Source organism: Microbacterium sp. F1-18, assembly GCF_052921305.1.
The window spans coordinates 87,922-106,680 of sequence record NZ_JBREVD010000005.1 but is presented as its reverse complement, the minus strand read 5'-3'; the positions used below and the strand labels follow the sequence as shown (position 1 = coordinate 106,680).

The following is an 18,759-nucleotide window of genomic DNA, read 5'->3' as shown; positions in this document are numbered from 1 at the left end:
GCCCGCCCGAAGCGACGATCGCGGCGGTGCCGGCCATGCTCAGCCTGTTGGCGGCACGCCGCACCCGCGATCGGTAGACGTCCCCACGCAGAACCGTGCCCCAGTAGGCCCAGAACCGGGCCTGGGCCAAGGTTCACGCCCCCGGGCACAGCCACAGCCCCAGCCCCAGTCCCAGCCACAGCCACAGCCACAGCCACAGCCACAGCCACAGCCACAGCCACAGTCACAGCCACAGCCCGAGTCCGAGTCCGAGTCCGAGTCCGAGTCCGAGTCCGAGTCCGAGTCCGAGTCCGACTCTGGCCCCGAGTCCGTCCCCGGTCAGTCGCGTTGAACCCGCGCGACGCGTCCCGTCCGCAGGCTGAGCACATACACATCGGCTGGAAGAGCGACCCCTACCGCGCTCAGCCTGTCGACGGCACGCAGACCGGGCACGAAGGCAAGGAGGGGTTGACGCACCGACGCGGAAAGATCAGTCCAGGGCTCGGCGCAGGCAGACCAGCCGCTCGCGCGATTCCCACGAAGGCTCGACGGTGAACCCCCGCGACCGATAGAGGGCGAGCGCGTCGGAGCGCCAGTCCCAGACCGACAGCCGCAGCCCGTCGGCTTCCGCTCGCTCGGCATGCTCACTCGCGTATGTCACGAGAGCCGCCGCGACTCCCCGTCGACGTCCGGCGGGCGCGACCCACAGCCGCTTCAGCTCTACGTCGCGGCCCGAGGGCTGAAGCACCACCACGCCGACCGCCCCGACGTCGTCCTCGGCGACGGCGACAGCAGCCCCCGCGAACGCCTCGGCAGGGTCGTCGACCTCGACCCGATACCTCGCGGGCAGCGCGGCACCCGCCACCCCACCCGCTGTCACTCCACCCGCCGTGACCCCACCCGCCGTGACCCCGTGCAGTGCCTTCTCGTGTTCCGTCTGCAGGTGGTAGTCGCGAAGCAGCCCGGAGACGGCCACCCAAACGGGATCCATCCTGTCGACGGCACGGACAGCGACGGCAAACGGCTGCATCCCACCATTCTCCGCCGCCAGCCGGGGCAGCTCCCGCCCCGAAAACGCCGGAGGGGCGGATGCCGCAGCATCCGCCCCTCCGTGCGATTCGTCGCTCGCGCGACCTCGGTCAGTCGCCGCTGGCGGCGATGTCGGGAGTCGCAGCGATCTCGCCGGCAGCGCCGACGCCGATCGCCACCTTGTCCTCACGCGGAGCTGTCTCGAAGACGAACTTCGTGCCCTCGGTGTCGACCTTCACGTGGTCGCCAGGGTTGAGCTCGCCGTGCAGGATCTTCTCGCTGAGCTGGTCCTCGACCTCGCGCTGCATCGCACGACGCAGCGGACGAGCACCGAGCGTCGGGTCGAAACCGATCTCGATGAGGCGGTCCTTCGCGGCGTCGGAGAGCTCCACCGTCATGTCGCGGTCGAGCAGGCGCTCGCTCAGACGCTTGGTGAACAGGCCGACGATCTGGCGCAGCTCGGCCTTGTTCAGCTGCGGGAAGACGATGACATCGTCGACGCGGTTGAGGAACTCGGGCTTGAAGTGCCGCTTGAGCTCTTCGTCGACCTTGCCCTTCATCCGCTCGTAGCTGGTCTGCGCGTTGCCCTCGACCTGGAACCCGACCGGTCCACCGGCGATCGCCGACGAGCCGAGGTTCGTCGTCATGATGATCACGGTGTTCTTGAAGTCGACCACGCGACCCTGACCGTCCGTCAGGCGACCCTCTTCGAGGATCTGCAGCAGCGAGTTGAAGATGTCGGGGTGGGCCTTCTCGATCTCGTCGAACAGCACGACGGAGAACGGCTTGCGACGAACCTTCTCGGTGAGCTGACCGCCCTCTTCGAATCCGACGAATCCGGGAGGGGCACCGAACAGACGCGAGACGGTGTGCTTCTCGCCGTACTCCGACATGTCGAGCGAGATCAGCGCGCCCTCGTCATCGAACAAGAACTCGGCGAGCGCCTTGGCGAGCTCCGTCTTTCCGACGCCGGTGGGGCCGGCGAAGATGAACGAGCCCGAGGGGCGCTTCGGGTCCTTCAGGCCGGCACGCTGACGACGGATCGTGCGGGAGAGGGCCGCGATGGCCTCTTCCTGCCCGACGACGCGCTGGTGCAGCGCCTTCTCCATGAAGACGAGACGGCTGGTCTCCTCCTCGGTGAGCTTGAACACCGGGATGCCGGTGGCCTGGGCGAGCACTTCGGCGATGAGCCCCTCGTCGACGACGGCGTGGCTGGCCACGTCGCCCGAGCGCCACTGCTTCTCGAGGCGCAGGCGCTCGGCGAGCAGCGACTTCTCCTCGTCACGCAGCGATGCGGCCTTCTCGAAGTCCTGCTCCTCGCTCGCGCGCTCCTTGTCCTCGCGGACCTTGGCGATCTTCTCGTCGAATTCGCGCAGCTCGGGCGGCGACGACAGGATCGACAGGCGCAGGCGGGCGCCGGCCTCGTCGATCAGGTCGATGGCCTTGTCGGGCAGGAAGCGGTCGCTGACGTACCGGTCGGCCAGGTTCGCCGCGGCGACGAGCGCGCCATCGGTGATCTGCACCTTGTGGTGCGCCTCGTAGCGGTCGCGCAGCCCCTTCAGGATGTTGATCGCGTGAGGGATGCTGGGCTCGCCGACCTGGATCGGCTGGAACCGGCGCTCGAGCGCGGCATCCTTCTCGAAGTGCTTGCGGTACTCGTCGAGCGTCGTGGCACCGATCGTCTGGAGCTCGCCGCGGGCGAGCAGCGGCTTGAGGATCGACGCGGCGTCGATCGCGCCCTCTGCCGCACCGGCACCGACGAGCGAGTGGATCTCGTCGATGAAGACGATGATGTCGCCGCGGGTGCGGATCTCCTTGGTGACCTTCTTCAGACGTTCCTCGAAGTCACCGCGGTAGCGGGAACCGGCGATGAGCGAGCCGAGGTCGAGCGAGTAGACCTGCTTGTCCTTGAGCGTCTCGGGCACATCGCCCTTGACGATGGCCTGCGCCAGGCCTTCCACGACGGCGGTCTTGCCGACGCCGGGCTCGCCGATCAGCACCGGGTTGTTCTTGGAGCGACGCGAGAGGATCTGCATGACCCGCTCGATCTCCTTCTCGCGACCGATCACGGGGTCGAGCTTGTTGTCGCGCGCGGCCTGGGTGAGGTTGCGCCCGAACTGGTCGAGCACAGCCGAGCCGCCCTGCGGCGCCTGGGTCTGCTCGCCCGCGCCGACGGTCGCGCCGGCGGGCTCCTTGCCCTGGTAGCCGCTGAGCAGCTGGATGACCTGCTGACGCACCTTGTTCAGGTCGGCGCCGAGCTTGACGAGCACCTGAGCGGCCACTCCCTCGCCCTCACGGATGAGGCCGAGGAGGATGTGCTCGGTGCCGATGTAGTTGTGTCCGAGCTGCAGCGCTTCGCGCAGCGACAGCTCGAGGACCTTCTTGGCACGCGGCGTGAACGGGATGTGACCGGTCGGCTGCTGCTGGCCCTGACCGATGATGTCCTGTACCTGCTCGCGCACGGCGTCGAGGGAGATGCCCAGGCTCTCGAGGGCCTTGGCCGCGACGCCTTCACCCTCGTGGATCAGACCCAGGAGGATGTGCTCGGTCCCGATGTAGTTGTGGTTGAGCATCTTCGCCTCTTCTTGGGCGAGCACGACCACGCGACGGGCACGATCCGTGAATCTCTCGAACATCGTCAGCCTCCTCTGAGCGCCGGGACTCCGGGCGCTTACGAAAGAGATTAACCAGGCAGGGATACGGGTATGCCCGTGTTCGCCGTCGGCATAGCGTTACGCGGGGTTGCGCTCGGTCGCCTCGGACCATATCGTTTCTCGATAACAACGACTATCGATATGGAGCGTCGAGAGCATGCTGGTCTTGTGGAACATCGGCCCGATCGTGGCGATCGCGGTGGTGATCGTCGTGGCAGCCACCGTGTTCGGTGTCGCCGCGGCCCGCGCCCGTCGCCGTGGCGACCCTTCTCCCGTCGTGAGCCTTGCGCTCACCCTGTCTGCCGCCTGGGCGGCATTCGGTCTACTCGGGGCGGTCATCTCGGTGATTCAGAACCTCGCGGCAGACGCGCCTCGCATGAGCGTCCCGGTGGCGCAGTTCTGGCCCGACCTGCTCCCGGGCGTCGTGATCGACGCGGGCCCAACGGCCGAGGTCGCCGGCGGCGGCTTCATGGTCGCCGAGGTCGACGTCGCGGGGATCAGCCCGCTCGCACGCGGGCTCTGGACCGCTGGGCAGGCGTTGTGGACGCTCATCCCCACCGCGATCGCGGCACTCATCGCCGTCGCGTGCTTCCAGCTGCTCGCCGGGCGCGCCTTCGATCGCATCATCGTGCGCGTGACCATGGCGACCGCCGTCATCGTCGCCGCCGGCGGGACGGCCGCGCAGCTGCTCTCCGACATCGCCGGCAGCATGGCGTCGCAGGAACTGTTCGCCCGGGGAAGCGCGCAGTGGACCGAGATCCCCGGAATCGATGATCCGTTCGCGTGGTGGCCGGAAGCGACACTCAACGTCACCCTCCCGTTCTGGCCCATCGCCGCAGGCCTCGGCCTCGCCGCCCTCGCGGCAGTGTTCCGGTACGGCTCACGACTCCAACGCGACACGGAAGGACTGGTGTGATGACCCTCACCCGCGGACCCCGCTCGGATGCCGCCGACGCGATCACGGTCCTCCTGCTCGGCATCGGCGCCGCGATCACCGTCGTCCTCTCGGTCGTCGCACGGTTCCTCGACGTCTTCCGCGACGCGGGCGTCGCATGGCGGATCGACATCGACGACGAGCCGTTCTCCGCCTCCGTCGGGTCGGGCACGGGGTACGTCGACGGCGTCGTGCAGAACGCACTCGTCATCGCGCCCGAGGTCGACGGCGGCACGGCGGCCGCGCTCGCGGGCTCGATCGTGGTGTGGGGCATCACGTGCCTCGCCGTGATCCTCGCGGTGATGTACGTCGCACGCAGCTTCCTGCGCGGCCGGTTCTTCGTCCCGGCGACCGCTCGGGCCTTCGACGTCATCGGGTGGGCGCTCGTCGGAGGAGGATTCGTCGTGCTCATCCTCGAGAACATCGGGCGTAACGGCGTCCTCAGCGCTCTGGGCGTCGGCGAGGGCGAGCCGCTGCACTTCCTCGACTTCTGGGGATGGGCACCGGTGTGGGCGGTCGGCGTGACGGTCGGCCTCATCGCGGTCGCATTCCGACGCGGCGTGCGTCTGCAGCGCGACACGGACGGCCTGGTGTGAGCCCCGCAGACGAGGAAGGTCCGAGCGGCGTCCATTGCCGCCTCGACGAGCTGCTCGCCGAGCGCGGGATGACCCTCACGCGCCTGTCCGAGATCGTCGGCGTCTCCGTGGTGAATCTCTCGGTACTCAAGAACGACCGAGCCCGCGCCATCCGCTATTCGACGCTCTCTGCGATCTGCCGGGCGCTGGATTGCGAGATCGGCGACCTGCTCGTGCGGGCCGACTGACGACGGAAGGGTCGGGGTGCGGCGAACGACACCCCGACCCGAACGCGCCCCGGACTACTACCGCGCGCCGCTGAGGTCGTGGATGAGCTCCCGCTCGTCCTTCTCCGAGAGCGAAGTCTGCACGACGGTGCCGTTGTACCCGGCGAGGGCGGACGCGAACTTGTCCGTCGTGATCTTGGTCGCGTAGAGCACGACGGCCGATTTTCCGGCGGAGACCGCCGATTTCACACGGTCGCGGAATTCGGCATCCAGATTCGTCTTGTCGAGGCCGGCGAAGAGGGCCCCGAACAATCCTCCGAAGACGAGCCCGGCGATCGGCACGAAGAAGAGGATGCCGATCAGGGCGCCGAACAGCGCCCCGCCCGCGGCACCCGCACCGACCTTGCCGACGACGCCCGGATACTCGACCTTCGTCTTGCCCTCGTCGTCGACCTTGACCAGTGCCAGCCCGGCGAGCTCGACCACGAGGTCGTTCTGGAGGACTTGGATTTCGTTGTACGCGGCCTCGGCGTCCGCTTCGCTGTCGAATGCAATCACGATCAAATCGGCCATGAAACCCCTCATTTCGTGTCGTATGTCTCGTCGAGGCCGACGGTATCCCGGCATGTGATGAGCGACAAGGGGGGCCGACGACGCCCGCCTCCCGCTGGACCGCCGGTCAGCTGAGGCTGAAACCGCCGTCGCTCGTGAGCACCTGACCGACGAGCCACGACCCCGACGGGCTACAGAGCCATCCGATCAGCTCAGCGGGGTCCTGGGGCCGCCCGACCCGACCGAACGCCGTCGTCGCCAACCAGTCGTCGAGATCGTCGAGCGAGCGGTCGGTCGTGTCGGGGTCGAGGTAGCCGGTGTTCACCGGTCCGGGATTCACGGTGTTGAGGATGACGCCGAGCTCGAGCAGCTCCGCGGCCACCGTTCTCGTGACACCGGCGAGCGCGGCCTTGCTCGTCGCGTAGGCCACTTCGCCGACCATGGGTCCGTGGATCTGCCCGGACGTCATCCACACGACGTGCCCCTGCGGCGCGTCGTAGGGCTTCGCGCCGGCGATCCGGTCGCCCGGCCGGCGAGGCGTCTCGGAAGCAGGAGGCTCGGCGAAGCGCCGGGCGAATGCCGCGGTGAGAAGGAGCGTCGCCCGGGTGTTGACGTCCCAGAACGCGTCGAGGCGCTCGGGCGTCATATCGAGGATGCTGCCGTCGTCGCCGCTCTTGGCGTGGTTGCAGACGAGGATGTCGAGCCCGCCGGTGAGCGCCGCGGCCTCGTCGATCAGGTCGTCCGCCGCCATCGCCGCGCTCAGATCCCGGGCGATGTCGGCGAAGCCCGCATCGCCCACGAGGTGGGAGCGGATGCCGGCTCGCACGGCGTCGAGGTCGTCGCCGCCCCACGGCAGGTCGAGATCATGGGGCCGGTGGTGGTGGACGACGACGCTCGCGCCGAGTCCGGCGAGTGTCGTCGCGACGGCGAAGCCGATGCCGCGGCGGCGCGAGACGCCCGTGACGAGGGCGGTCTTACCGCTCAGCGGAAGGGCAGAGGGAGAGGAAGCGTGCATGGGTGCGCCTTTCGATCGCGTCGTCGTCGACGCGCGGATGGGGATCGGAGGCGGTTCACCGGCATTGCATGCGACACAGCCTAACGAGCGGTCGCTCCGCCGTCACCCCGCCCCGTCACCCGGCACGGAGCAACGGCACGCCGCGGCGTTCGAGGGCGTCCAGGCTGTTGGCCGGAGCCGCGGGGTCGACGATGACCCCCGTGACCGCGTCGAACGGCAGCACCGCGAAGGGCGAGACGGCGCCGATCTTCTCCTCGCTGCCCAAGACGTAGGTCTCGGCAGACCGCTCGGCGAGCGCGCGCTTCATCGCCGCCTCGTCGGCATCGCCGGTGGTCAAACCCGCGTCGGCGTGGATGCCGGTGACCCCGAGGAGGAACCGGTCGGCTCGCACCATGCGGGCGGCCTCGACCGCGGCCGCACCGCTCGCGACCGCCGAGTGCTTGAAGAGCCGGCCGCCGATAATGATGACGTCGGCGGCGTGATCGAGAAGAGCTGCCGCCACGGTCGGGCTGTGGGTCACGATCGTGCAGTCCAGCGTGGGATCGAGCGCCCGCACCGTCGCGAGGGCGGTCGTCCCGCCGTCGATGATGACGGTGCTGCCCGGTTCGATGAGGCTCGCGGCGAATCGCGCGATGCGCTGCTTGCTCTCGGTGGCGACCGTCTGGCGAGACGCGTAGTCGGCGATGGCGGGCGAGGCGGGAACCGCTCCCCCGTAGACGCGCACCGCGAGGCCGGCGGCATCCAGCTCGCGCAGATCGCGGCGGATGCTGTCTTCGGAGACGCCCAGCTCAGCGGCCAGCTCCTTGGCGACGATGCGGCCGTCGGCGCGAAGCCGGGCGAGCAGCAGATCTTTCCTCGATGCGGCGAGCATTCCGACTCCTTCACGTTCTTGCACGTTTATGCATATTATTCGACCCATGACCGAATCCGCCACCGCGGCACCCCTCATGATCCTCATCGCCGGACCCTATGCCTCGGGCACCGGCGGCGACCCCGCGCTGATGCGGCGCAATCTGGACCGCTTGGAGGAGGCTGCCTGGCCCCTCTTCGCTGCGGGACATATCCCGATGATCGGGGAATGGGTCGCCCTCCCCGTACTCGTGAGCGCGGGAGCCGCCGGCCCCTCCGACCCGCTCGCCGAGAAGGTGATGTATCCGGTTGCGCACCGCTTGCTGCAGCGTTGCGATGCCGTCCTGCGCTTACCGGGAGAGTCGCGTGGCGCGGATCAGGACGTCGCGATCGCACGAGAGCGGGGCATCCCCGTCTACACCGCGCTCGATGAGGTTCCGGGCGTCGCGTGAAGCGTTTCAGGCGGCGGGGCGATGAACACTCAGCAAAATCATCAGCATTTCCCAGAATCTGCCGAATTTGGCTAGAGTCGTTCGACGTGAACACTGCTCGTCGACTCCTCGCCCTGCCCGCCGCCGCACTGACCGTCGCCCTGCTCGCGACCGGTTGCTCCGCACTCAACGCCTTCACCGGTGGCGGAGCCGCCGCCCCCGTCCGCGACGAGTCCGGCGCGATCGCCGAGTCGAACGAGAGCACCGACGTCTTCGCGATCCGCGTGGGCGACTGCATGCTCGACTCGGGCACCGCCGACACCGAGGTCACCGAGGCCCCGACCGTGCCCTGCAGCGACCCGCACGACCTCGAGGCCTTCCACGCCCAGAACATCGAGGGTGACGAGTTCCCCGGTGTCGAGGCGGCCCAGGCCGAGGCCGAGCAGGTCTGCTACGACGCGTTCACCCCCTTCGTCGGCATCTCGTACGAAGAGTCGGTGCTCGGTTTCAACTACTACGTCCCGACCGCGGGCAGCTGGGACGCGGGCGACCGCGAGATCCTCTGCCTGATCGGCGACCCGCAGGGTCAGGTCACCGGCACCCTCGCCGGCGCCGCGCGCTGACGCTTCCCGGCACCGCCCTCCGGCGGCCGATGCGACTGCCCGTGGTGGACATCCGTCCGCTGCGGGCAGTCGTCGTCTCGGCGACGCCGGCGACAGCGGCGCGGCACGGTCAGACCAGCTCGTCGACCAGTTGCTGGATGCGCTCGCGGATGTCGTCTCGAATCGGGCGCACCGCGTCGATGCCCTGCCCGGCCGGGTCGTCGAGCTTCCAGTCCTCGTAGCGCTTGCCGGGGAAGAACGGGCAGGCGTCGCCGCATCCCATCGTGATGACGACGTCGGATGCCTGCACGGCTTCGGTCGCGAGGACCTTCGGCTGCTCGCCGGTGATGTCGATGCCCACCTCGGCCATCGCCGCGACCGCGACCGGATTGATCTGGTCGGCGGGCATCGAACCGGCGGAGCGGACCTCGACACGGTCACCGGCGATGTCGCGGAGGAAGCCGGCGGCCATCTGCGACCGGCCGGCGTTGTGCACGCAGACGAAGAGGACGGAGGGCTTGTTGTCGGTCATGATGCCTACTCTCGCGCATCATCGGGGCGATGAGCGCTTTGCGAGGATGGGGTCATGGACGACGCCATCCCCATCGACCTCGACACCTGGCCCCGACGGCGGCACTTCGAGCACTATCTCCGCACCGTTCGCTGCACGTACGCGATGACGGTCGAGATCGACGTGACCGCGTTCGTCGCGGCGATTCGCGCCTCCGGACGACGCACCTACATCGCCCAGATCTGGGCGATCGCGTCGGTCGTCAACCGCCACACCGAGTTCCGCATGGCCCTGACCGGCGACGACGCTCCGGCGGTGTGGCCGGTGGTGCACCCGTCCTTCACGGTGTTCCATCCCGACACCGAGACGTTCTCGAGCGTCTCGGTGGGGTTCGACCCCGACTTCGCGTCTTTCCATGACGCCGCAGCCCGGGTGATCGCCGACCACGCCGGCAGCGCCGAGCTCTTCCCGCAGGGTCCGCCGCCTCCGAACAGCTTCGACGTCTCGAGCCTGCCGTGGACCGATTTCACGGGATTCAATCTGAACGTCGACGGCGGCGGCGGCCACCTCGCACCGATCTTCACGCTCGGGCGCTACCGCGAGCGAGATGGACGGATGCTGCTGCCCGTCGCCGTGCAGGTGCATCACGCCGCCGCCGACGGCTTCCACACCGCTCGACTCGTCAATGAGCTGCGCGACCTCTTCGCCGACACCAGCTGGCTCGCGGCATGAGTGCGCTGCGCGACTGGCTTCGCTCGCCACCCTCGCTGACCGGCACGCCTCCGGCCCTCGACACCGAGCGGCTCCCCGCGTCGCCGGTGACGCTGTTCGAGGAATGGATCCATCAGGCAGCCGCCGCGGGCGTCGCCGAACCGCACGCAGCGACCCTGGCGACGGTCGACTCCGACGGCGTCCCCGACGCGCGCACGCTGATCGTCAAGAACGTCGACGACCGCGGCTGGGCGTTCGCGAGCACACGTTCGTCCGCCAAAGGCGGGCAGCTCGCCGTCCACCCCGTGGCCGCGCTGGCGTTCTGGTGGCAGCCGGTCATGCGAGCCGTTCGCGTGCGCGGGTCGGTGCACGCGGCCAGCGCTGACGACACCGCGGCAGACCTCGCGGCGCGGTCGGAGGCGGCACGCCGGGACGTCGCAGACGGCGACTGGGCGCTCTGGCGCATCGAGGCGACCCGCGTGGAGTTCTGGCAGGGCTCGATCGACCGTCGTCACACGCGCGTCGTCTACGAGCGCGAGGGCGGTCCCTTCGCCGCCCCGTCGTACCGAATCGACCGCATGCGTGCATGACGTCCGGGGCCCTCGCACGCGGCATCCCGACTGGCCATACTGACGGGCATGGACGCCGTAAACGACTGGCTGCTCACGTGGGGTGACCATCTGTGGACCTGGATCATCCTCCCGGTGGTCGTCGCCCTGGGGCTCTACTTCACGGTCCGCTCCGGCGTCGTGCAGTTCCGCCTCATCCCCGAGATGTTCCGGACGCTGACCGACAAGACCCCGCAGACCGCCGACGGGAAGCCGCAGTCGGTCTCGGCGTTCCAGGCCTTCACCATCTCGGCGGCCTCGCGGGTGGGGGTCGGCAACATCGCGGGTGTCGGCACCGCCATCGCGGTCGGCGGCCCCGGCGCGGTCTTCTGGATGTGGGTGATGGGCTTCGTAGGCGGCGCGTCGAGCTTCATCGAGTCGTCGCTGGCTCAGCTGTTCAAGACCCGCGACCGCGGGAGCTTCCGCGGCGGACCGGCGTACTACATGCAGCGTGGGCTGGGCGCCCGCTGGCTCGGCATCCTGTTCGCCGTCATCCTGATCGCCTGCTTCCCATTCGCCTTCAGCTCGTTGCAGGCCAACACGATCGTGGCCACGATCAGCGCCACGGTCGGCTCGAGCGCCGGCGACCTGCCCTGGCTGACATGGGTCATCGGCGTCGGCCTCGCCGGGCTGACGGGTCTCGTCGTGTTCGGCGGGGTCCGGCGCATCGCATCGGTGACGCAGCTGCTCGTGCCGATCATGGCCGTCGGGTACCTCGTGATCGGCGTGATCGTCGTGGTGCTGCACCTCGATCGCATCGGCCCGGTGTTCGCCGAGATCTTCACCTCGGCCTGGGGTTTCAACGAGGTCGTCGGTGCGACGTTCGGCTACATCGTGCTCACCGGCGTGAAGCGCGGCATGTTCTCGAATGAAGCGGGGCTCGGCTCAGCCCCCAACGCGGGCGCGAGCGCCGCTGTCACCCATCCGGTCAAGCAGGGCCTCGTGCAGACCCTCGGTGTCTACTTCGACACCTTCCTCGTCTGCACGGTGACGGCGTTCATCATCCTGGTGTCCGTCCCCGACCTGGCCGGGGCCTCACGCGGCATCGACCTGACGCAAGGAGCGCTCGTCGACACGCTCGGCGGCTGGTCGAGCATCGCCCTGAGCGTCATCATCTTCCTGCTCGCGTTCTCGTCGATCCTCGGCAACTACTACTACGGCGAGTCGAACATCGAGTTCATCTCCGCCGACCGCGGCCTGCTGACGGCGTACCGGGCGCTCGTCGTCGTCGCGGTGCTGGCGGGATCCGTCTCCAGCGCCGATGTCGTGTGGAACTTCGCCGATGGGGTTATGGGCGTGATGGCGCTGACGAACCTCGTCGCGATCGCGCTGCTGTCGGGCATCGCGTTCCGCCTGCTCCGGGATTACACCGAGCAGAGGCGGGCGGGCCTCGACCCCGTGTTCACGCGGGGACGACTGCCCGACATCCGCGGCATCGAATGCTGGGAGGACGAGCTCACCGTGACGGGACCCGTCGCGGTGCGGGTGCGCGCACGGCAGGCGGCCAAGCACCGCGACCACCTGCGCGAAGGCCGATGACAGGTCGCTGCGACCTTTCGCGCCCCACCGATCGCGACCGACACGCTTCGCATTTCCGCGCGAGCCCCCGCGCGACGGGGCGGTTACCGACAGGATGAGGGGATGCCGCGCGTGACCCAGACGCCCCGAACCGCCACCGCCCGAGGCCCGTACGCCAAGAGCGCGCGCACCCGCACGCTGATCCTCGATGCGGCGTTCGCCGTGTTCGCGAGCGCGGGCTACCGCAAGGGGTCGCTCCGTGAGATCGCCGAACGCGTCGACATGAGCGAGGCCGGTCTCCTGCACCACTTCCGCAACAAGGCCGAGCTGCTCCTCGCCGTGCTCGACCACCGTGACGAGCTCGCGCGCAGCAGGTTCGCGTTCGAGCAGCACGCGGGGCGCGGTGCGCTCGACGACCTCATCGCCCTCGCCGACTACAACTCCACGATCCCGGGCGTCATCGAGCTGTTCTGCACCCTGTCGGCCGAAGCGACCTCGCCCGACCACCCGGCTCATGACTTCTTCCGCAAGCGCTACGAGAACAGCCGACAGATCGTGGTCGATGCGCTCAGCGTCATCCGGGCCGAGGGCGGTCTGCGCGACGGCGTCGACATCCCCAGTGCCGCGGCCCGGTCGATCGCGGTGTGGGACGGGCTCCAGATCCAATGGCTGCTCGACCGCACCGCGCTCGACATGGCCGATGAGCTGCGCGCCTGCTTCGACGAGTTCCTGATCGAGGACCTGGCCCCGCCGCGGCGCGCCCTGCCGGGCCCTGTCGAGTCGCCAGGAACGGCGGACGCGGGGGGCACCGCACCCGCGGATTCTGGCGAGTCGACGAGCGAGCTCAGGATGCCGGAGAGAACCCGATCAGCCAGGTGAGACCGTAGCGGTCTCTGACCTGGCCGTCGTGGTCGCCCCATGCCCGGCGCTGCAGGGGATCGATCACCGCTCCGCCGTCAGCCAATGCGTCGAACCATCGACGCGACGCCCCCTCGTCGCCGGCTCCGAGGAGCGCGAGCATGACCCCCGCCATCGTCGGCGGTGCGGCATCCGTCGGATCATCGGCACCGAAGAGGTCGACCGGTCCGCGCAGCTCGCCGTGCGCGATGAGTTCGGGCGCACCGTCATCCCGACCGAAGTCGGCGTACGTGTGGAGCTGGAGCTCGCCCCCGAACGCCGACCGGTAGAAGCGGAGCGCGTCGGCGGCGTCGCCGGCGAAATGGATGTACGGCACCGGAGCGGGCATGCCCGAACGGTACGCCCCAACCGCGGTCCGCGCCACCGTCGACTCGCCAGAAAACGTGGATGCCGGGCACGCCCGACCCGCAGAACCTGGCGACTCGACGTCAGGAGGACGGGGCGGGAGCCGCGGTCGATTCGCGCCAGACCACATGCTGCAGCGGATCGGTGGCGGCCGGCGGGTCCTCACCCCGCATGAGAGCGATGAGGCGGTCGGCGGTCCGGCGCCCGAGCTCGACGTAGTCCATCGAGACGCTCGTGAGGGAGGGCATCTGGAAGGCGCTGGTCGGCGAGTCGTCCCACCCCGTCACACTGACGTCGCCCGGGACCGCCCACCCTCGTTCGAGCGCTCCGCGGATGACGCCGGTGGCGATGAAGTCGTTCGCGGCGATGACGGCGAGCGGAAGCGAGGCCTCGCCGAGCGAACGGATCGCGTCGAGCCCCGACTGCGCACTCCAATCACCCTCGACGACGCCGACGGACTCCACTCCCAGCCGGGCGACCGTCGCTTCGTAGGCCCGACGCCGCGCGTCCGCCGAGGGGTAACTCCGCGCACCCGTGATGTGCAGGAACCGCTGGTGCCCGAGCTCGGCGAGCCGCTCCACCATGCTCTCGAGCGGGTGGACGTCGAGCATCTCCCCCGAGACGCGCATGTCGTCGTCGAACTCCTCGAGCGTCAGCACCGGCACGTTCGGGTCGACACGCGCCAGATCGTCACCGGGGACGGGCGCATAGCAGAGGATGCCCTCGAACTGACGGGAGTCGATCATCTCCAGCAGTCGCGGTCGACGCTGATCCGGCGCGTTGGGGATGCTCTGAACCTCCACCTCGTACCCGGCGGCTCGAGCGCGTTCGATCGTGCCGGCGATGAGCGGGGCCGAGTGGAACGCGGTGATCGGCAGCACCGCTGCGAGCCGGCCCGTCCGCGTCGTGCGCATCGAGCGAGCGGCGAGGTTCGGCCGGTAGTCGATCTCGCGAGCCGCCTCGAGCACGCGTTCACGTGTGGCGGCAGAGATGCCCGCGCGTCCCGTGAACACCTGCGAGACCGTGGACTGCGAGACTCCCGCGCGGGCGGCGACGTCGCGGCTCGTGGGCCGTTTCCCCATGACTGCCTTTCTTGGCATGGACTCTATCGACGTTCGTCGGCATCATCCTACTACCGACAACTACTACGTATTAGTCAATATGGCAGGACCTACCGGCGCGACCAGAGCGACGACGATCCTGCGCACCGCCATCAGAGAGGATGCGTGGCCGATGAGCATCGCCGAACTGCGACGCATAGCCCGAACGACCGGCAGCGCTGACAGAGAGCGACGGCGGATCCCACTCCCCGACAACAAAGCGGCTGTGCTGTTCCTCGCACCATTCGCCATTGGCGCGGTTGCATTGACGCTCGGGCCGATCATCATGTCGCTCTACCTGTCGTTCACCGACTACAACCTGCTGCAAGACCCCGGATGGGTCGGGCTCGCCAACTACGAGCGCATGCTGACGGACACGCGGCTGCACACCTCCCTCGCCGTCACCTTCACGTACGTCGTCGTGGGGGTGCCCCTGCAACTGGCGATCGCGCTCCTCCTCGCGGTGGTGCTCGACAAGGGGATGCGGGCGCTTCCGTTCTACCGCTCCGCGTTCTACCTCCCGAGCCTGCTGGGGACGTCCGTCGCGATCGCCATGCTCTGGCGATTGATCTTCGGCGCAGACGGACTCTTCAACTCCCTGCTCGGCTTCGTGGGAATCGAGTCGCACACCAGTTGGATCGGCAGCCCCGACACCTCCCTGAGCACCATCATCCTGTTGCACGTCTGGACGTTCGGCTCACCGATGGTGATCTTCCTCGCGGGCCTGCGGCAGATCCCGGGCGAGCTCTACGAAGCCGCTGCCGTCGATGGCGCCCATGCCTGGTCGCGGTTCCGCGCGATCACGCTTCCGCTCCTGACTCCGATCATCTTCTTCAACCTCGTCCTCGCCGTCATCAACTCCTTCTCGGCGTTCACGCAGGCCTTCGTCGTGTCGGGCGGGTCAGGCGGACCCGCGGACTCGCTGCTGTTCTACACGCTCTACCTCTACCAGGAAGGATTCGGGGCCTTCCGCATGGGCTACGCCTCGGCTCTCGCCTGGCTTCTCCTGCTCATCATCGGCGCCGTCACGGCGATCAACTTCTGGCTCTCGAAGTACTGGGTGCACTATGACGACTGAAACCCTCATCACCGGCCGACCGGCCCGCACGCGGGGAGAGCGAGCTGCCCGCCCCGGCGGCGCCTCGCGCGCACGGCTGCGCGGCATCCTGCGCCACGCTCTCATGCTCGCGGTGGTCGTGGTCTCGCTCTACCCCGTCCTCTGGATGGTGGTGAGCTCGCTACGGCCCGACGGCAGCATCTTCGGCAACCCCTCGCCCATCCCGACCGACTTCGTCTGGGAGAACTACGCCTACGGCTGGACCGCTCTCGGCGCTCCGTTCGGACAGTACATCGCCAATTCGCTCCTGGTCGTCGTGGGCTCGATCATCGGCAACCTGTTCAGCTGCTCGCTCGCCGCGTACGCCTTCGCCCGATTGCGGTTCCGTTTCCAGCGGACGGCCTTCGTGTACATGCTGGCAACGCTGATGCTCCCGATCCACGTCGTGATCGTGCCGCAGTACATCCTGTGGGCGCAGGTCGGTCTCACGGACTCGTTCTGGCCGCTGATCGTGCCGAAGTTCCTCGCAACCGACGCGTTCTTCATCTTCCTCATGGTGCAGTTCATCCGCGGACTGCCGCGCAAACTGGATGAAGCGGCGCGGATCGACGGCGCCGGGCATGCCCGCATCTTCTTCCAGATCATCCTGCCGCTCATGGTTCCGGCGCTGGCGACGACGACGATCTTCACGTTCATCTGGGTGTGGAACGACTTCTTCTCGCAGCTGATCTTCCTCACGAGCCCCGACAACTACACGGTGCCGATCGCGCTGCGGTCGTTCATCGACGCGCAATCGTCATCGTCGTTCGGCGCGATGTTCGCGATGAGCGTCGTCTCGATCGTCCCGCTGATCATCGTCTTCGCCTTCGGCCAGCGGTTCCTCATCCGCGGCATCGCCACAAGCGGGCTGAAGTGACCCGCGCATCCCGCAGAACAACCCGAAACAGGAGTGTCATCATGCACGTACCGAAGCGTCTGATCGCCGGCATCGCCGCCGGCGCCGCTGCCCTGGTGGCCCTCTCCGGATGCGGCGTCGGCAACCGAGCCGCCTCGACCGAGCTCAGCGACGGCCCGGTCACCCTACGCATGGCGTGGTGGGGCGGCGACAGTCGCCATGAGCGCACGCAGCAGGTCATCGATCTCTTCGAGGCGAAATACCCGAACATCACCATCGTCCCCGAGTTCTCCGACTGGAGCGGCTACTGGGAGAAGCTCGCAACCGCAACGGCGGGCAAGAACGCCGCGGACGTCATCCAGATGGACGAGCTCTATCTCTCGTCCTACGCCGCGCGAGGAGCGCTCAGCGATCTCGACGCTCTGCGCATCGACACCGCCGGCCTCGACGACTCGGTCCTCCGGATGGGGCGCTACGACGAGCGCCTGTACGCGATCCCGATCTCGACATCGAGCACGGCGCTCCTGGTCAACACGGATCTGCTCGACAGCATCGGCGTGCCTCTGCCCGACCACACGCAGTCGTGGACGTGGGACGAGTTCGATACCTGGGCCCAGACCGTCACGGATGCCGCACCGGCCGGGGTCTACGGCACGAGCGTCCTCTCCGGCAGCTGGCAGCTGCAGCTGTTCGCGCGTCAGGTCGGCGAGCGGCTGTACGACGGTGACGAGGTCGCGGTCTCGGCCGAGACGGTCGCCGACTTCTTCCGGACGAGCCTCGACCTGACACGAAGCGGGGCGTCGGCTCCGGCGTCGGTGTGGTCGGAGACCAGCTCGCTTCCGCTCGACCAGTTGCCGTTCTCGGTCGGGACGGCAGCGTCGTTCTTCGCGCCGGCGACCCTGATCTCGGCCTACGCGAAGGCATCGGGCGCGAACATCGAGCTCGTACCGATGCCGAACCACGACGACGGCGAACCCACGTTCGACTACTTCAAGCCGGGAATGTACTGGTCGATCTCGTCGCAGTCGCGGCATCCCGCCGAGGCCGCCGCGCTGGTGGACTTCCTGCTGAACGACCCCGAGGCGACGAAGATCATCGGCAGCGAGCGAGGCCTGCCCGCGAGCACGAGGAACCTCGATCTGATCAAGCCCGGCCTCACCTCCGAAGAGGCTGAAGCCGTGGCCTACTCGGAGTCGCGGGTTCCCGTGCTCGGCGCCGCCCCCGCGCCGCCGCCACTGGGCACATCCGATGTCGACGCGATCTTCTTGCGATATCTCCAGGAGGTGATGTTCGAGCGCACGACACCGGAGACCGCCGCGACGGGGTTCATCGCCGACGTCCAGGCGTCGATCGACGCCGCGAACTGAAACTCCCGGCGCGCGCTCGTCGACTCGCCAGGATGCGCGGATGCGGCGGGCAGGAGTCGGGGGTCATCGGGTCAGGGCGCGGGTCCAGGTCGGGCGGTGGCGGTCGACGAAGTCGCGGACGGCGGCCCAGTGCTCGCCGTGCCCCTCGACGTACATCGTGGCCCACGGTTCGCGGCCCGACCGGTGCGAGCTCTCGAGAAGGGCGTGCATCGCCGCGACGCGCGCGCTCATCGTCTCGGGCAGCTGCGCGCGGAGCGCGGCCGGGGCCTCGTAGCCGTCGACGAACGAGCGCAGCCGCTCGGCGGCCACCGCGGGATCCTCCCCGGGGTCGCCGAGGGCGAAGGACTGGGCCGCGTAGGCGAGATCCCACGAGCGTGTGCTGGGGGCCGCGGCATCCCAGTCGATGAAGACCCAGCGCTCGCCCAGCACCAGATTCCACGGCGCGAGGTCGTTGTGACAGATGAGTTCGTCACCCGGAGCGGTGATCGCCGTCTCCCAGATCGCGTCGGCGGGAGCGACGAACACCGCCGCGGCGTCGTGGATGCGGCGCACGAGCGCGCCCACGCGATGCAGCTGAGCGAGGCCCATCGGGCCGGCGTCGATCGCGAGCACGCCGTCGACGAACTCGGTCACCTGCCGACCGGCCTCGTCGCGCCCGCGGGGCTCGGGAGCGTCGACGCCCTGCGCGCGGAGCGCCTCGACGAAGGCGATGACGCTGGGGGTCGACGCCGTCCATGTCTTGCGCACGGTGTCGCCGACCCGCACCACGCTGCCGCTCGCATTGCCGCCTTCCAGCGGCTCTTCGCCATCCCCGTTCAGCACGCCCCCGAGCGTATGTCTCCGCCCAGAGAACCGTCGAGTCGCCGGAGAGTGCGGATGCGG

At 68.7% G+C, this 18,759-nt stretch carries 21 protein-coding genes; 12 read left to right on the top strand and 9 right to left on the bottom strand.

Annotated features, from left to right (window positions below):
• Window positions 1-469 precede the first annotated feature (469 nt).
• Window positions 470-970 carry a GNAT family N-acetyltransferase gene (locus ACU6RU_RS14085; RefSeq protein WP_289330357.1) on the bottom strand — a complete coding sequence of 167 codons (501 nt, stop codon included), beginning with the start codon at window positions 968-970 and terminating at the stop codon, window positions 470-472.
• A 148-nt stretch (window positions 971-1,118) separates the two neighbouring features.
• Complete coding sequence (locus ACU6RU_RS14080) at window positions 1,119-3,644, bottom strand: ATP-dependent Clp protease ATP-binding subunit (RefSeq protein WP_120264109.1); 2,526 nt, start codon at window positions 3,642-3,644, stop codon at window positions 1,119-1,121.
• Between the two features lie 175 nt (window positions 3,645-3,819).
• On the opposite strand from ACU6RU_RS14080, the gene ACU6RU_RS14075 reads away from it, so the two are divergent.
• Genes ACU6RU_RS14075 through ACU6RU_RS14065 form a run of 3 tightly spaced genes read left to right on the top strand, consistent with a single transcriptional unit; the run spans window position 3,820 to window position 5,419 of the window.
• Window positions 3,820-4,578 (top strand): hypothetical protein, encoded by a 759-nt coding sequence (locus ACU6RU_RS14075; RefSeq protein WP_120264108.1) that lies wholly within the window; start codon window positions 3,820-3,822, stop codon window positions 4,576-4,578.
• A complete protein-coding gene (locus tag ACU6RU_RS14070; RefSeq protein ID WP_446726852.1) occupies window positions 4,578-5,192 on the top strand; it encodes a hypothetical protein in 615 nt (204 codons plus the stop codon). Before ACU6RU_RS14075 ends, ACU6RU_RS14070 begins: the two co-directional genes overlap by 1 nt.
• On the top strand, window positions 5,189-5,419 hold the full coding sequence (locus ACU6RU_RS14065; protein ID WP_094260618.1) for a helix-turn-helix domain-containing protein: 231 nt from the start codon (window positions 5,189-5,191) through the stop codon (window positions 5,417-5,419). The genes ACU6RU_RS14070 and ACU6RU_RS14065 overlap by 4 nt, the downstream gene beginning before the upstream one ends.
• Window positions 5,420-5,476: 57 nt before the next feature.
• On the opposite strand, the gene ACU6RU_RS14060 is transcribed toward ACU6RU_RS14065, so the two are convergent.
• The 3 genes from ACU6RU_RS14060 to ACU6RU_RS14050 form a co-directional block, all read right to left on the bottom strand.
• A complete protein-coding gene (locus tag ACU6RU_RS14060) occupies window positions 5,477-5,971 on the bottom strand; it encodes a DUF1269 domain-containing protein (RefSeq protein WP_120264105.1) in 495 nt (164 codons plus the stop codon).
• Window positions 5,972-6,077: 106 nt separating this feature from the next.
• The gene (locus ACU6RU_RS14055) at window positions 6,078-6,965 is read right to left on the bottom strand and encodes an SDR family oxidoreductase (protein WP_446726851.1); all 888 of its coding nucleotides are present in this window, start codon (window positions 6,963-6,965) and stop codon (window positions 6,078-6,080) included.
• 115 nt (window positions 6,966-7,080) lie between these two features.
• On the bottom strand, window positions 7,081-7,836 hold the full coding sequence (locus tag ACU6RU_RS14050; protein WP_289331530.1) for a DeoR/GlpR family DNA-binding transcription regulator: 756 nt from the start codon (window positions 7,834-7,836) through the stop codon (window positions 7,081-7,083).
• Window positions 7,837-7,882: 46 nt separating this feature from the next.
• Between ACU6RU_RS14050 and ACU6RU_RS14045 the strand changes: the two genes are divergently transcribed.
• Window positions 7,883-8,266, top strand: a complete 384-nt coding sequence (locus tag ACU6RU_RS14045) for a DUF4406 domain-containing protein (protein WP_446726850.1) — start codon at window positions 7,883-7,885, stop codon at window positions 8,264-8,266.
• An 86-nt stretch (window positions 8,267-8,352) separates the two neighbouring features.
• Entirely contained in the window at window positions 8,353-8,868 is a 516-nt protein-coding gene (locus ACU6RU_RS14040; RefSeq protein WP_446726849.1) for a septum formation family protein, read from the top strand.
• A 109-nt stretch (window positions 8,869-8,977) separates the two neighbouring features.
• Here the strand turns inward: ACU6RU_RS14040 and ACU6RU_RS14035 are convergent, their stop codons facing one another.
• Window positions 8,978-9,379, bottom strand: coding sequence for an arsenate reductase ArsC (locus ACU6RU_RS14035; RefSeq protein WP_446726848.1), 402 nt, complete (start codon window positions 9,377-9,379; stop codon window positions 8,978-8,980).
• Window positions 9,380-9,433: 54 nt separating this feature from the next.
• Between ACU6RU_RS14035 and catA the strand changes: the two genes are divergently transcribed.
• The 4 genes from catA to ACU6RU_RS14015 all read left to right on the top strand — a co-directional run bounded on the left by catA (window position 9,434) and on the right by ACU6RU_RS14015 (window position 13,074).
• Window positions 9,434-10,090: a type A chloramphenicol O-acetyltransferase gene (catA, locus tag ACU6RU_RS14030; protein ID WP_446726847.1), complete on the top strand. Its 657-nt coding sequence runs from the start codon at window positions 9,434-9,436 to the stop codon at window positions 10,088-10,090.
• Entirely contained in the window at window positions 10,087-10,659 is a 573-nt protein-coding gene (locus tag ACU6RU_RS14025) for a pyridoxine/pyridoxamine 5'-phosphate oxidase (RefSeq protein WP_446726846.1), read from the top strand. Before catA ends, ACU6RU_RS14025 begins: the two co-directional genes overlap by 4 nt.
• 48 nt (window positions 10,660-10,707) lie before the next feature.
• The gene (locus ACU6RU_RS14020; RefSeq protein ID WP_289330380.1) at window positions 10,708-12,216 is read left to right on the top strand and encodes an alanine/glycine:cation symporter family protein; all 1,509 of its coding nucleotides are present in this window, start codon (window positions 10,708-10,710) and stop codon (window positions 12,214-12,216) included.
• Window positions 12,217-12,318: 102 nt separating this feature from the next.
• On the top strand, window positions 12,319-13,074 hold the full coding sequence (locus ACU6RU_RS14015) for a TetR/AcrR family transcriptional regulator (protein WP_446726845.1): 756 nt from the start codon (window positions 12,319-12,321) through the stop codon (window positions 13,072-13,074).
• On the opposite strand, the gene ACU6RU_RS14010 is transcribed toward ACU6RU_RS14015, so the two are convergent.
• Together ACU6RU_RS14010 and ACU6RU_RS14005 are read right to left on the bottom strand one after the other, a co-directional pair.
• Complete coding sequence (locus ACU6RU_RS14010) at window positions 13,040-13,441, bottom strand: VOC family protein (protein WP_446726844.1); 402 nt, start codon at window positions 13,439-13,441, stop codon at window positions 13,040-13,042. The two genes, ACU6RU_RS14015 and ACU6RU_RS14010, sit on opposite strands and share 35 nt — an antisense overlap.
• 100 nt (window positions 13,442-13,541) lie before the next feature.
• Window positions 13,542-14,540 carry a LacI family DNA-binding transcriptional regulator gene (locus ACU6RU_RS14005; protein WP_120264095.1) on the bottom strand — a complete coding sequence of 333 codons (999 nt, stop codon included), beginning with the start codon at window positions 14,538-14,540 and terminating at the stop codon, window positions 13,542-13,544.
• Between the two features lie 151 nt (window positions 14,541-14,691).
• Between ACU6RU_RS14005 and ACU6RU_RS14000 the strand changes: the two genes are divergently transcribed.
• Genes ACU6RU_RS14000 through ACU6RU_RS13990 form a run of 3 tightly spaced genes read left to right on the top strand, consistent with a single transcriptional unit; the run spans window position 14,692 to window position 17,877 of the window.
• Window positions 14,692-15,636: a carbohydrate ABC transporter permease gene (locus tag ACU6RU_RS14000; protein ID WP_120264094.1), complete on the top strand. Its 945-nt coding sequence runs from the start codon at window positions 14,692-14,694 to the stop codon at window positions 15,634-15,636.
• Entirely contained in the window at window positions 15,626-16,531 is a 906-nt protein-coding gene (locus ACU6RU_RS13995) for a carbohydrate ABC transporter permease (RefSeq protein ID WP_446726843.1), read from the top strand. The genes ACU6RU_RS14000 and ACU6RU_RS13995 overlap by 11 nt, the downstream gene beginning before the upstream one ends.
• A 41-nt stretch (window positions 16,532-16,572) precedes the next feature.
• Window positions 16,573-17,877, top strand: coding sequence for an ABC transporter substrate-binding protein (locus ACU6RU_RS13990; RefSeq protein ID WP_446726842.1), 1,305 nt, complete (start codon window positions 16,573-16,575; stop codon window positions 17,875-17,877).
• A 63-nt stretch (window positions 17,878-17,940) separates the two neighbouring features.
• Here ACU6RU_RS13990 and ACU6RU_RS13985 read toward each other — a convergent pair whose 3' ends face one another.
• Window positions 17,941-18,699, bottom strand: coding sequence for a phosphotransferase (locus ACU6RU_RS13985; RefSeq protein ID WP_446726841.1), 759 nt, complete (start codon window positions 18,697-18,699; stop codon window positions 17,941-17,943).
• Window positions 18,700-18,759 lie beyond the last annotated feature (60 nt).